Source organism: Aquabacter sp. DMC10 (assembly GCF_056314145.1).
This window is the reverse complement of the sequence record NZ_JBQUYX010000011.1, coordinates 169854-183059: the sequence shown is the minus strand read 5'-3', so window position 1 is coordinate 183059 and position 13206 is coordinate 169854. Positions and strand designations below refer to the sequence as shown.

Annotated in this window: 10 protein-coding genes; 8 read left to right on the top strand and 2 right to left on the bottom strand. The window is 69.2% G+C overall.

Going from position 1 to position 13206, the window contains the following annotated elements; all coding sequences use genetic code 11:
- Nucleotides 1-21: 21 nt before the first annotated feature.
- A complete protein-coding gene (locus ACT54L_RS24350) occupies nt 22-1182 on the bottom strand; it encodes an acyl-CoA dehydrogenase family protein (RefSeq protein WP_476088249.1) in 1161 nt (386 codons plus the stop codon).
- Nucleotides 1183-1267: 85 nt separating this feature from the next.
- Nucleotides 1268-2464, bottom strand: a complete 1197-nt coding sequence (locus tag ACT54L_RS24345) for a CaiB/BaiF CoA transferase family protein (RefSeq protein WP_476088248.1) — start codon at nt 2462-2464, stop codon at nt 1268-1270.
- Between the two features lie 393 nt (nt 2465-2857).
- Here ACT54L_RS24345 and ACT54L_RS24340 point away from each other — a divergent pair, with 393 nt between their 5' ends.
- From ACT54L_RS24340 to ACT54L_RS24305, 8 genes are all read left to right on the top strand, one after another.
- Nucleotides 2858-3367, top strand: a complete 510-nt coding sequence (locus ACT54L_RS24340; protein WP_476088247.1) for an RNA polymerase sigma factor — start codon at nt 2858-2860, stop codon at nt 3365-3367.
- Nucleotides 3368-3518: 151 nt separating this feature from the next.
- Nucleotides 3519-4529, top strand: coding sequence for a FecR family protein (locus ACT54L_RS24335; protein ID WP_476088246.1), 1011 nt, complete (start codon nt 3519-3521; stop codon nt 4527-4529).
- Between the two features lie 144 nt (nt 4530-4673).
- Nucleotides 4674-7109, top strand: a complete 2436-nt coding sequence (locus tag ACT54L_RS24330; protein ID WP_476088245.1) for a TonB-dependent siderophore receptor — start codon at nt 4674-4676, stop codon at nt 7107-7109.
- Nucleotides 7110-7178: 69 nt separating this feature from the next.
- Nucleotides 7179-8033 carry an ABC transporter substrate-binding protein gene (locus tag ACT54L_RS24325; protein WP_476088244.1) on the top strand — a complete coding sequence of 285 codons (855 nt, stop codon included), beginning with the start codon at nt 7179-7181 and terminating at the stop codon, nt 8031-8033.
- Nucleotides 8026-10041, top strand: a complete 2016-nt coding sequence (gene fhuB / locus ACT54L_RS24320; protein ID WP_476088243.1) for a Fe(3+)-hydroxamate ABC transporter permease FhuB — start codon at nt 8026-8028, stop codon at nt 10039-10041. Before ACT54L_RS24325 ends, fhuB begins: the two co-directional genes overlap by 8 nt.
- Nucleotides 10038-10739 carry a siderophore-iron reductase FhuF gene (gene fhuF, locus ACT54L_RS24315; protein ID WP_476088242.1) on the top strand — a complete coding sequence of 234 codons (702 nt, stop codon included), beginning with the start codon at nt 10038-10040 and terminating at the stop codon, nt 10737-10739. Before fhuB ends, fhuF begins: the two co-directional genes overlap by 4 nt.
- A complete protein-coding gene (locus ACT54L_RS24310; protein ID WP_476088241.1) occupies nt 10736-12373 on the top strand; it encodes a cyclic peptide export ABC transporter in 1638 nt (545 codons plus the stop codon). The genes fhuF and ACT54L_RS24310 overlap by 4 nt, the downstream gene beginning before the upstream one ends.
- The gene (locus ACT54L_RS24305) at nt 12373-13191 is read left to right on the top strand and encodes an ABC transporter ATP-binding protein (protein ID WP_476088287.1); all 819 of its coding nucleotides are present in this window, start codon (nt 12373-12375) and stop codon (nt 13189-13191) included. The genes ACT54L_RS24310 and ACT54L_RS24305 overlap by 1 nt, the downstream gene beginning before the upstream one ends.
- Nucleotides 13192-13206 lie beyond the last annotated feature (15 nt).

Sequence of the window (13206 nt, the reverse complement as noted above, 5' to 3'; positions counted from 1 at the left end):
AATCCTTCGGTGCGGCCGGGCTCACAGGGTGAGGCCGTTGCGGATGATGGAGCGGGCGATCAGCATGCGGTGGATCTCGGAAGTGCCGTCATAGATCCGAGTCACCCGGCTATCCCGGTAGATGCGTTCCAACGGCAGGTCCTTGGAGAAGCCGTATCCGCCGAACATCTGGATGCCCCGGTCGGCTACGCGGCCAAGCATTTCCGAGGCATAGACCTTGACCATGGAAACCTTCTCGCGCGGGTCGCGGCCCTGGTCGATCTCCCAGGCGCAATTCAAGACCATCATGCGCGTGGCATAGATCTCCATGGCGCTGTCGGCGATCATCTGTTGCACCATCTGGAAGTCGCCGATGGGCTGGCCGAACTGCCGCCGGGTGCCCGCGTGGGCCCGCATCATCTCCAGCACGCGCTGGGCCATGCCCACCGCGCGGGCGCCGATGTGACCGAGGCGAATGCCGCTGACGCTGGACATGATGAGCTTGAAGCCGCTGCCCACTTCGCCCAGAACATTGGCCTGCGGGATGCGGCAATTGTCGAACACCAGTTCGGCATGGCCGTAGCCGCGATGGCCCATCATCGCCTGCACGCGCGCCACGGAGAAGCCCGGCGCATCGCGGTCCACCAGGAACAAGGTGATGCCGCCCCGCGCCCGCTTTTCCGGGTCCGTCACGGCCATGACGATCACATAGTCGGCGATGTCGCCGTCGGAGATGAAATGCTTGGTGCCGTTGAGCACCCAGTGGCCGTCTTCCAGGCGGGCGGTGGTGGTGATGGCGGCCGCATCCGAGCCGGCACCTGGCTCGGTAATGGCCATGGCGCAGATCTTCTCGCCACGGACGGTGGGCTCCACATAGGTCTCGCGCTGGGCGGGCGTTGCCGCCATCAGCATGGGATAGACCTGACCGAACACCCGGCGGATGAGGGCGTCGGAGGTCTGGCCGAGCTGTTCTTCCACCAGACACATGTCCTGCACGGACAGGCCACCGCCGCCCACCTCCTCCGGCATGTTGAGGGCATAAAGACCGAGGGCGATGGCCTCGGCCTTCAGGGGCGCGAGCTTTTCGGGCGGCACGCGGCCCAGGTCCTCGGTTTCCTGTTCCAGCGGCTGCACCTTGTCCTGCACGAAGCGGCGGACCGTATCCACCACCATGCGGGTCTCGTCGGAGAGGGAAAAGTCCATGCCTCGGTGTCCTCAAAGGCAAAGGTGAAGGGCTCGCGCCCGGCGGCTGCACCACGCGCGTTCGGAAAAAGGGGGCGGCGGGACGTCAGGCGGCGGGGGCCGCGCGCACCACGTCGTCCGTCAGGAAGGCCTCGATCTCCTCGGCGCCATAGCCGGCCTCGGCCAGGATCTCCCGCGTCTGTGCGCCGAGGGGCTGCGGCACGCGGGTGATGGGCAATGCGGCGCCGTCATAATGAACCGGATGGGAGACGAAGGTGACGTCGGCCCCACCGGAACTTTTGGTTGTCTGGAAGGCGTTCAGATGCGCCAGCTGGGGATTTTCGCGGACGGCATCAAAATCGTCCACCTGCGCATTCCAGACCCCGGCGGAATCCAGCGCCGCCTGCCACTGGGCTGTGGTGCGGGTGGCCAGTTGCGCCACGATCAGCCGATTGTAATGAGCGCGCTCCTTCAGCATGGCTTCGGGCGAGACCTCCGCCAGCTCGGGCAAATCCAGGGCACGCGCCAGAATGGCGGGGGCCGCCATGGAGATGGCGATGCAGCCGTCGGCGGTGCGGTGGATGCCGTGGCCCGCCGAGGAGAACCAGCTCGCCACCCCCTGCGGCGCGCGGGGGCCGTCATGTGGCGCGCCGTTCAGCCAGGCCGTCAAGGGCTCGCCCTGCAGATCGATGGCGCTCTGGAGCAGGCTCACATCCACCCGGCGGCCATCCCCGGTCTGCGTGCGGGCAAACAGGGCCGTGACGATGCCAAGCACGCACAGCACGGCGGTGTGATGGTCGATCACCACCGAGCCCAGCGGCACCGGCGGGCCTTCCGATGGACCGGTATGGGCGGCAAGGCCGGACATGGCCTGGAGCAGAAGGTCCTGGCCCGGCCGGTGGGCGAAGGGGCCGGTGGCGCCATATCCGGTGGCGGAGGCATAGATGAGACGGGGATAGCGCGCACGCAGGTCGTCCGGCCCCATGCCGAACTTGGCCATGGTGCCAGGGCGGAAATTCTCCATCACCACATCCGCGCCGGCCACCAGGCGCTCGGCGATGGCGCGGCCCGCCGGGTTCTTCATGTCCAGGGCGATGGACCTTTTGCTGCGGCCGGTGTTGAGATGGTTGACACTCTCCCCCGCCACGAAATGGCCGGCCACCGCCCAATGACGCTGAAAGGCGCCGTCCAAGGGCTCCACGGCGATCACGTCCGCGCCCATGTCCCCCAGCATCTGCGCGGCCACGGGGCCGGCCAGGAAGTGATTGAAACTGATGACGCGAACGCCCTTGAGCAGCGACACGCTTGGTCCTCCGGGAACGCGGCCCCGCGGGCGCCGGGAGGCGGCAGGGCAATCCGAAAGCAAGTCTAGCCGCGCCCCTCCACGGGGGGCACTAGCGATAACTATGATATTTAGGTGATAGAGTATTTTTGTAATGAATAGTATTCCGCTCATGCCGCATGGCGCGCCCGGCAGGAAAGCGGCCGCGCGCCCTGGGGAAAGGCGCAAGCGCGGAGGGATAGAATGTCTCCAAACATGAGCTGATCGGCCAATGGCCCCTGGTTCTGACCCCTGAGCCGCGATAGGTTGGCTCGGGTTGCGGGCCTGTCCTCCAAGCCTTCTCCCATTGGTTTCCGATTCCGCCGAACGCCATGCGAATTGCCCGCGTGCGCCAACGGTCTCTCGCTCATGCCCATGTCGATCGACGCGATTTTTCTCGACAAGCGCACCTTGCTGATCCGCCACATCCATCGCCTTGTCGGCTCCCGGCAGGTGGCGGAGGAACTGGCGCACGAAAGCTATTTGCGGGTGGCCAAGGTCCTGCGCGACCGGCCCATCGACCATGTGCAGGCCTTCCTGTTCCAGACCGCCCGCAACCTGGCGGTGGATCACCTGCGCCGCGAGCGGACCCGGCGCGCGGTGGAGGTGAGCGGCGCCGATGATGACGCCCTGACCGGCGTGCCGGACGGCGCGGTCTCCACCGAGCAGAAGGTGATCGATGCGGAGCGCCTGCGCCTGCTGGAGAAGGCGCTGGCGGGCCTGCCGGAACGGGCGCAGCGGGCCGTGATCCTCAATCGGCTGCATGGGTGGAGCTATCCGCGCATCGCCGCACATCTCGGCGTTTCTCCCAATACGGTCTATGGCGATGTTCGCGACGCCATCGCCCATTGCCTTGATGCGCTGGCCGAGCGCGACCATCCGTGAGGCCCGTGGGAATGCCCTGCCGCGCAGCACCGGCTCGCACCCCTCCCCACCGGGCCCCCGCTGCCGCGCGGGCCGAAGGCTGGCCTGTGCGCGGCTCCGCGCTGCCTGATCGTAGCCGCGCCCCCTGCTCGGACCGTGCCGGAGGGTGCAGGTGACAGGCGCCACTTCCAATCCCGGCGGCACCGGCGGCCGCTCCCCCCCGGACCCGGTGCGGGCTCAGGCGCTCGACTGGTTCACGCACCTGCAGGGGCATCCTGATGACGCGGACTTGCGCGCCCGGTGCGAGGCTTGGTGCGAGGCGGATCCCCGCCACGAGGCCGCCTTTCGCACCATCGCCGAGATGTGGGGTGATGACGCGTTCGGCAGCGCCGTGCAGCGGCGGGAAGCGGCCCTCGCCCCCGCTGCCGCGCCGCGTCGGAGCCACGGCCGCCCGCACGTCTGGCCACGGCGCGCATGGCTTGCGGGCGGCATGGCGGCGGCCCTGCTCCTTGCGGTGGGGGGCGTGCACCTGTCCGACGCCTGGCCCCGTCTGGGGGCCGACTACGCCACCGCGGCGGCCGAGCGCCGAACGGTGGAACTGCCCGACGGGTCCCAAATGACCCTCGACGGCGCCAGCGCCGCAGTCATCGATTTCGGCGGCGACCGCCGCACCGTGCGCCTCCTGGAAGGCGAAGCCTTTTTCGACGTGGTGAGCGACTCCGGCCGGCCGTTTCGCGCGGTGGGACGCTTCGGCGAGGTGGAAGTGACGGGCACCGCCTTTTCCGTCCGGCTCGGGGAGAGCGCGGACGAAGTGGTCCTGGCCCGTGGCCAGGTGGAGGTGAGGCCCCTGGCCGGCAATGACCCGCCCTCCAAGCTGGTGCCGGGCGACATGGTGGCGGTGAGCGCGACAGGCCTGTCAGCGGTGCGCAAGGTGGACCCGGAGCGCGCGCTGGCCTGGCTCGACGGGCGCCTGAGCTTCAGCCGGCGCCGGCTGGGCGACGTGATCGAGGATGTCCGCCGCAACTATGATGGCCGCATCTTCATCCTCAATGGGGATGTCACGCAAAGGGAGGTCAGCGGCAGCTACCGCCTCGACGACCCCGTGCTCGTTATCCGCTCCCTGGCGGAGGCGGCGGGCGCGCAGGCCAGCATCCTGCCCGGCGGCATCATCATCTTGAGATGAAAGGGTCATTTTTGCAGTTTGGAACTCCATCAGATCTAATGTTTGCGTAGCGTCACGTTTTTCTTGTGAGGTCTGCGCGCCCCGCCCGTTCCATTCTCAGGGACGCATGTGCGGTCCCGGTCGAGATTGTCGGGTGAGGGCGTGGTGACCTATTTCAGTTTGGCGCGCGGTGGGCGTGGACATCTGCGTTTCGCGAGGCTGGGGCCGGCGCTCCTGGCCTCCACCGCCTTGACCCTCGGCCTCCTCTCCGCGCCTCCCGCACGGGCGCAAGGGGCGCCGCAGGCCGCCGCCCAGACCATGACCTTCTCCATTCCCGCCCAGCCCCTGGCCAAGGCGATCGACGCCTTCATCCGCACCACCGGGTGGCAGGTGGGCTATTCCTCGGCCCTGGCGGACGGCTTGTCCTCCAAGCCCGTGAACGGCGCTTATGCGCCTTTAGAGGCGCTGCGCCTCATGCTGGCCGGCACCGGCATCGGCGTGAGCGCGACGGGCCCACGCACCGCCACGCTGGTGCCGCCGCCGAGCCGGGCCGGAGCCACGAACGATCTCCTGCTCGATATGATCGAGGTACAGGGCGAAGACCCCACCCGCCATGTGGACGGCTATCTGGCCACGGTGAGCGCCACCGCCACCGGCATTGCCACCCCGATCATCGAGACGCCGCAGTCGGTGTCGGTGGTCACCAGCGACCTGATCCGGGACACCGGCGCCTCCACCGTGTCGGAGGCCATCCAGTATACGCCCAGCGTCAATGCCCAGTCGCCCGCCTTCAGCCGCACCGTCGACGACCTGATGATCCGCGGCTTCAACGTCGCCAACGGCAACATGGGCATGCTGCGCGATGGCATGAAATACCAGTCCAACGTCTATGATGGCGGTCAGGAGCCGTATGGGCTGGAGCGCATCGAGATCCTGCGCGGTCCGTCCTCGATCCTTTATGGCCAGCTTTCGCCCGGCGGCGTGGTGAATGCTGTGTCCAAGCGGCCGACCTTCGACAGCTTCTACGAGGTCAATGCCGAGTACGGCAGCTTCGACTGGGCGCAGATCTCCACCGACATGGGGGGACAGGCGCTCGGCAACCCCAACATGGCCTATCGCTTCACCACGCTGTTTCGGCAGGCGGACACCAGCATCAACGATGTGAACGACAATCGCCTCTACATTGCGCCGGCCTTCACATGGCGGGACGACGCGACCTCGCTGACAATCCTCGCCAATTACCAGAAGATCGACTCCCGCTTTGTCGCGCCCATGCCCTATTCGGCGCTCTCGACCGGGCAGGTATCCCGCAGCCTGTTCATCGGCAATACCAACTACGACACGTTCGAGACCGAAACCTCATCCATCGGCTATCTGTTCGAGCACGACTTCGACAATGGCATCCGCCTGCGCAACGCCACGCGCTACTACAAGGCGGATGTCACCTGGGACTATATGCAGTGGGGGCTGCTGCAGGCCAACGGCAACCTGATCCGGCGCGCCAGCGACCGGCAGGACGCGTCCACGGGGGTGACCTCGGACACCAATCTGGAATGGAAGTTCGAAACCGGCCCCATCGTCCACACGGCGCTCGCCGGCTTCGACTATTATTATCGCGGCTATGACACGGATCGCTATCGCAGCGGCCTCTACAACAATTTCAACATCTATTTCCCGGACAATAACCAACTCCCGCCGACCATCAATTACAAGGTCAATTACGGCTCCAACAGCACCGGAAACCAGTACGGCCTTTATCTTCAGGACCAGATGAAGATGTGGGACAAGCTGGTGCTGCTGGTGGGCGGACGCTACGACTGGGCGCAGTCCGAAAGCACCAGCTACCAAACCGGCGTGGTGACCAACCAGAACGACAATGCATTCAGCGGACGTGCCGGGCTTGTCTATCTGTTCGACAATGGCCTGGCGCCCTATTTGAGCGTCAGCCAGTCCTTCCAGCCCCAGGTGGGTGCCGATTCCTTCACCGGCGTGGCGTTCCAGCCCAGCAAGGGCCTGCAATATGAAGCGGGCGTGCGCTATGAGCCGGCGGGGGCCAATTACCTCATCAGCGCCGCCGTCTACGACATCACGCAGTCCAATGTGGTCACCACGGACGCCAATGGCCTGCAGTATCAGATCGGCGAAGTGGACTCGAAGGGCTTCGAATTCTCGGCCACCGGCAAGTTCGGCGCCCTCAACGTGGTCGCCGCCTATTCCTACACCGATGCGCGCATCACCCAGAGCGTTGACCCTGCCGAGATCGGCCAGCGTGTGGCCCTGGTGCCGCTCAACACCGTCGCCTTGTGGGCCGACTACGCCCTGGACGAACTGGGCGTGCGCGGCCTCAAGATCGGCGCCGGCATTCGCTACCTGAGCGACATGAACATTCCCGACGATGGCACCTCCGTGCCGGGCTACACCCTGGTCGACGCCATGGTCCGCTATGATCTGGGCGCCGCCAATCCCAGCCTGAAGGGCGCGACCCTGGCGGTGAACGGCAAGAATATTTTCAACGCCCAATACATGACGTGCGCCGCCTCGGACGGGTGCCGATACGGCGCGCCGGCCTCGGTCACCGCCACCCTCACCTATCGTTGGTGAGGCATGGCAGGCGCTCCCGGGACCGCTGTCGACCGCCGAATGCTCGCCAAGGTCCTCCTTGGCGGGTTTTTGGCGTCATGCCTCCCCGCCGCGGCCCGGGCGGGGGGCGCGGCGCGGCGGGTGGTGTCGCTGGACCTGATGCTCACGGAGCAATTGCTCACCCTGGGTGTCCCTCCGCTCGCGGTGGCGAACATCCCGCTCTATGAGCGCCTGGTGGCCCTGCCCGCCTTGCCCGCGGGCGTCCTGGAGGTGGGGCCCCAGCAGGAGCCGAACCGTGAGCTGATGCAGCAGCTGGCACCCGACCTCATCGTCGGGCTGAGCTGGCAGGGCGTCCGCCAGCAGGCTCTGGAACGCATCGCTCCCGTCGCATTCCTACCGGGGCCGGGCCAGGCGGGGCCGCCGGTGGAAGGGGTCCAGGGCCTTTTGTCCGAGCTCGGACGCCGGACCGGCCGGGAGGCGGAAGCTGCCGCGAGCAATGCCCTGCTTGTCGCGCGGCTCGCCGACGCCCGCGCCCGGCTCGCCAGACGCGTGTCGCGGCCGGTCTATCTGGTACGGCTTCTTGAGGATGGACGGCACGCAGCCATCTTCGGCACCCGCTCGCTCATCGGCGATGTGGCAGCCCGGATCGGCCTGCCCAATGCCTGGACCGGGCGCGGCAATGCCAGCGGCGTGGCCACCATCGGCATAGCCGACCTCGCGCAGGTGCCGGAAGCCGGGCTCATTCATTTCGACCGGGGCGCGGAAACCGCGCGGGCCCTCGCCCGCCTTGGCGAAAGTCCCTTCTGGCAGGCCTTGCCCATGGTGCGTGCGGGGCGGATCGCCGCCATGCCCGTGATCTATCCCAGCGGCGGCGTGGCGTCGGCCCTGCGCCTCGTCGCGCAGGTGGAGGCCCTGTATCTGGCCGAAGGCGGCCCCCGTGTCTGAAGCCCTCTCCGCCTGCCACCCCCCTGCCCCCCCCCGCACCGGCGCTTCCGGCCTCTGGCTCGGCCTTATTCTGCTGGCCCTTGCCGCCGCCCTGCTGGCGCGGGCCTGCGCCGCCGAGGTGTCGCCGGCCCTCTGGTGGTCCATGGTGCGCACGCCCAGCCCCTTCGACATGGCACAGCTCATGGTGCGGGAAGCCCTGCTGCCGCGCTTTGCGGTCAGCCTGCTCGCCGGCGCCGCGCTGGGGCTGTCCGGCGTTCTGTTTCAGCAGGTGCTGCGCAATCCGCTGGCCGAAGCCGGCACCCTCGGCGTCTTTGCGGGCGCAAAGCTCGCGGTGATGACCGTCCTGCTCTTCACCCCGGGCCTGCTCGCCTTCGGTCTGGAGGTCCCGGCCCTTGCCGGCGGCCTCTTGAGTTTCCTCGCCGTCGCCGGCATCGGCGCGCGGCAGCGCTTCGCGCCGCTGGTGGTGGTCCTGGCGGGCATGGTGGTGGGCCTGTTCTGCGAGGGCACCTCGCAGGCGCTGCTGCTCTTCTACCACGAGGCCCTCACCGACCTCCTGGCCTGGCAGGCGGGAAGCCTGGCGCAGAACAATTGGGGGCCGGCCCGCCTGCTGGTCGGCCTGCTGGCGGCGGGGATGGCCGCCGGGTGGCTGCTGGTGCGTCCGCTCGCCGCCTTCGACCTGTCCGAAGGCAGCGCCCGTAGCCTTGGCGTGGCGGTGGCTCCCATGCGGGCGGCCGCCCTGTGCGCGGCGGTGGCGCTCGCGGTGGGCGTCGCGGCGCTGGTCGGCGTGATGGCCTTTGTCGGCCTGGCCGGCCCCGCGCTGGCCCGGGCGGCGGGCGCGCGGACGCTGGCCGCGCGCCTGTGGAGCGCCCCCCTTCTGTCCGCCGGGCTGCTCGCCCTGACGGACCAGATCGTTGTCGCCATCTTTGGCTCGCAACTGCCCACCGGGGCGGTCACCGCCGTCCTCGGCGCGCCCATCCTCCTGTGGCTGCTGCGGCGGGTGCGCGCCGGCGCCGCCGGGCCGGTGGTGCCCCCCGCGGCGGGGCGGCGCCTTCGCGAAAGGACCGCGATCATCGCCCTCGCCGGGCTCGTCCTGGCGCTGGCGACAGCCTGCCTCCTTTCGCTCCTGTTCGGCCGCACCGCCGATGGCTGGGGGCTGGCGATTGGCCCAGACTTCACGGCCATGCTCCCCTGGCGCGGCCCGCGTGTGGCGGCAGCCGCGGCGGCGGGCGCCCTGTTCGCGCTTTCCGGCCAGATCCTTCAACGCACGACCGGCAACCCCCTGGCGAGCCCGGAACTGTTCGGCATTGCCGCGGGGGCGGGGCTCGGCCTCCTGGTTGCGCTTCTGCTATTGCCTCAGGTGGCGGGCGTCCTTCTGTTTGCCAGCACCGGCCTTGGAGCCGGGGTGACCCTCGCCGCCATGATGGCGCTCGGCCGGCGGACCGCCTTCGCCCCGGCCCATATCCTGCTGGCGGGCATGGCGCTCACCGCCCTGCTCTCGGCGCTGGGCGCCGTGCTTCTGTTCAGCGGCGATCCCCGCGCCGTGGTGCTCATGGCCTTCCTCTCCGGCTCCACCTATGGGGTCAGCACCGGCGAAGCGGCGGCGGCCAGCGCGGCCGCGCTGGCGGCTCTCGCTCTCCTGCCGTTGCTGCGCCGCTGGCTCACCGTGCTGCCGCTCGGCCCCCACATCAGCCGCAGCCTCGGGGTTCCCCTGGCGCCGAGCCGGCTCGCCCTACTGGGGCTGGCGGCCCTCGCCACGGCGGTGGGCACGCTCGTCACCGGGCCACTGTCCTTCGCCGGCCTGCTGGCGCCACACATGGCGCGCCTTCTGGGGTTCCGTGGCGCGCTGGTGCAGAGCTATGCCGCCGCGCTGCTGGGGGCGGGCCTCATGGTGTGCGCCGACTTCCTCGGTCGTGCGCTGGCCTTTCCCTGGCAGATGCCGGCTGGGCTCGTGGCGAGCCTGATGGGCGGGGCATATTTCCTGCTGCTGCTGGCGCGGCGGATGCCATGATCGCCGAGCTCGCGCCCCTCTTCGCTGGCCCCCTTGCGCCCTATGCCAATGCCCTGCGCCTGCGTGGGGAGGAGGCCGCCGCGCGGCCGGGATCGGAGCTCATCGATCCCGCGCACCTCGACGGGCAGATGGCCCTGTTTGCCAGGCGCTTTGCCCAGCCCGAACGACGGGCGGTCGCCTCCCTTTGGCTGAAGCACCACGTCTCCGCCGTGCTGACGCCCGTGCTGGCGGCCAACCTTGTACTCGGCCGGCAGATGCCGGTGGCGCTGGAGGAGGTCGGCTTCCTTCCGGGCCCGGAGGGCGTGGCAGTGGCGCTGGTGCTGACCCATGCGGGCGCAGCGGTGGACAGCGCCAACCCCTTCTCTCGCTTCGCGCCGCTCCTTGACGGTCACGTCGCGCCCCTGGTGAAGGCCGTGGCGAAGGCCAGCGGCATCGCGCCCAAGGTCCTGTGGAGCAACGTGGGAAACTGGTTCGATGTGCTCGCCGGCGAGGCGCAGGCCCTGGGGGCCGAGGGAGCCGGCGATGCCCGTGCGTTCCTGGCACAGGAGCGCACGCCGAGCGGGGCGCGCAACCCCCTTTTTGCCGCCATCCGCCACACGCCCGAAGGGCGAAAGCGAAAGGTGTGTTGCCTGCGCTACCTCATTCCCGAACTCGACCTGTGCGACACGTGCCCCCTGCCGCAGGCGCCACCCCCATGACCGATGCGCCCCCTCTCACCTTCGGGCGCCTCATTGCGCCCTTTCGCCGGCGCATGGTGCTCGCTGGCCTGGCAGGGCTCCTGGGCGGCGCGGCCATGGCGGGGGTTCTGGCGGCCGTGAACGCGGCACTTGCGGCGCCCGCCGCCTGGGCCGATCTGCTGCTGGTCCTCGGGCTTAGCGGCGCGGCGCTTGCCGGCACCATGGCCGCCGACGTGACCTCCACGCTGGTGGGCCAGAGGATGGTGGCGGAGCTGCGCGCCCATCTCGCGCGGCTGATCCTGGAAGCGCCGCTCCTGGAACTGGAGCAGTTCCGCAGCCACCGCCTGATCCCCATCCTGGTGTCCGACATCGGTATCCTCAGCGAGATGGCCTCGGTGCTGCCGCCCTTGGCGGTGGCGCTGGTGGTGGTTTCGGGCTGCCTCGCCTACCTGGTGGCCTTGTCGCCGCTGCTGTTCGGCCTGACCTTTCTCGTGCTTAGCGCCGGCGTCGCCCTGCAGCTCTGGGCGCGGGTGCGGGGCGTGCGGCTCTATGTGGCTGCGCGCGATGCCGAGGACGACCTGCATCGGCATTTCCGCACCCTGGTGGACGGGGCGAAGGAATTGCAGCTTCACCGCGGCCGCCGGCAGCGACTTCTCTCCGAGGGGTTCGTGGCCACGGCGGAGCGCATCCGGGGGCTCCAGGCGCGGGCCATGGTGACCCTCATTGCCTGCCGGACGCTAGGTTCTGGCCTGCTGATCCTGCTGGTGGCCCTGGTGGTGGGGCTGGCCTCCCATGGCGGGGATAGTGGCGATACGGCGCGCGGCTTCGTGCTGGTCCTCCTGTTCCTGAAAGGGCCCCTCGACCAGCTGCTCAACCATTTGCCGGCGGCGGGCCGGGCACACATCGCCTGGACGCGCATCCGAGGGCTTGCGGGGCGCTTTGGCGCACGCCACCCCACGGCCAGCGCATCCGCGCCCCCAGCCTTCCCGGCGCTGCGGGAGCTTCGCCTTGAAGGGGTGGAGTTCCAGCACGCACAGACCGGGGCTGCCTTCCACCTCGGTCCCCTCGACGTCTCCATCGCCGCCGGTGAGACCGTGTTCATCGTCGGCGCCAATGGCGCGGGCAAGACGACGCTCATCAAGCTCCTGCTGGGGCTCTACGTGCCCAGCTCGGGCCGCCTGTGCTGGAACGGGCATCCGGTGAGCGAGGGGGACCGGGATGCGTACCGGCAGATGTTCGCCGCCGTGCTTTCCGACCATTTCCTGTTCGATGGTCCCGCGGAGGGCGGCACCGGCGCTGCTATCGCGCTGCTGGACCGGCTGGGCCTCGCCCACAAGGTGACGCTAGAGGGCGCCAACTGGTCGACCCTTGAACTGTCCACCGGCCAGCGCAAGCGGCTGGCCCTGGTGGATGCCTGGCTTCAGGACCGTCCTGTCCTGGTCTTCGACGAATGGGCGGCGGACCAGGACCCCGTCTTTCGCCGGGCCTTCTATGAGGAAATCCTGCCCGAATTGAAACGGGCGGGGCGCACCCTCATCGTCATCTCCCACGACGATCGCTACTTCCCATCCGCCGACCGACTGCTGGTGCTGGAGGGCGGGCGCCTTCAACCGCATTCCGCAGCCGCCCGCTCCTGCGAGGAGACAGCCCCGTGATCCCAAGCGCGCCCTTTCCACCCGAGCCGAGCCCCGACGACGCGCGCCCCCTGTTCACCCTGGAGGGGGCGGGCTTCGCCGTAGACGGCCGACCGCTGCTGGCGCCCCTTCATCTGGAGCTGAAGGCCGGGCAGGTCACGGGCCTGATCGGCCATAATGGCTCGGGCAAGTCGACCCTCCTGAAGCTGCTGGCCCGGCAGGAGGCGCCCACATCCGGCGCCATCCGCTTCGAGGGGCGGCCATTGGCCAGCTGGGGCGCCCGCGCTCTGGCCCGCCGCATCGGCCACCTGCCGCAGCAGCCGCCCGCCGCGCCCGGCCTGCGGGTGCGCGAACTGGTGGCGCTGGGCCGCTATCCCTGGCATGGCGCGCTGGGGCGCTTCGGGAATGAGGACCGCACCAAGGTGGAGGAGGCCCTCCACGCCACAGGGGTCGCCGATCTCTGGGAGCGCGATGTGGATACGCTCTCCGGCGGCGAGCGCCAGCGCGCCTTCATCGCCATGCTGCTCGCGCAGGACGCGCCCACCTTGCTGCTGGATGAGCCCACCTCCGCCCTCGACATCGCCCATCAGATGGAGGTCCTCACCCTCGTCCGCACGCTGGCGGACCGGCGGGGCATGAGCATTGTTCTGGTGCTTCACGACATCAATCTGGCCGCCCGCTTCTGCGACGAGATCCTTGCGCTTCGCGCCGGCCACCTGCTGGCGCGCGGCGCGCCAGGGGCGCTGATGCAACCGGAAGTGCTGGCGCAGATCTATGGCATCGCCATGAGCGTCCTGCCGGCGGAGCCGCCCCGCCGGCCGATGGCGTTCGTGCCGTGACGAACGGGGCGCGGA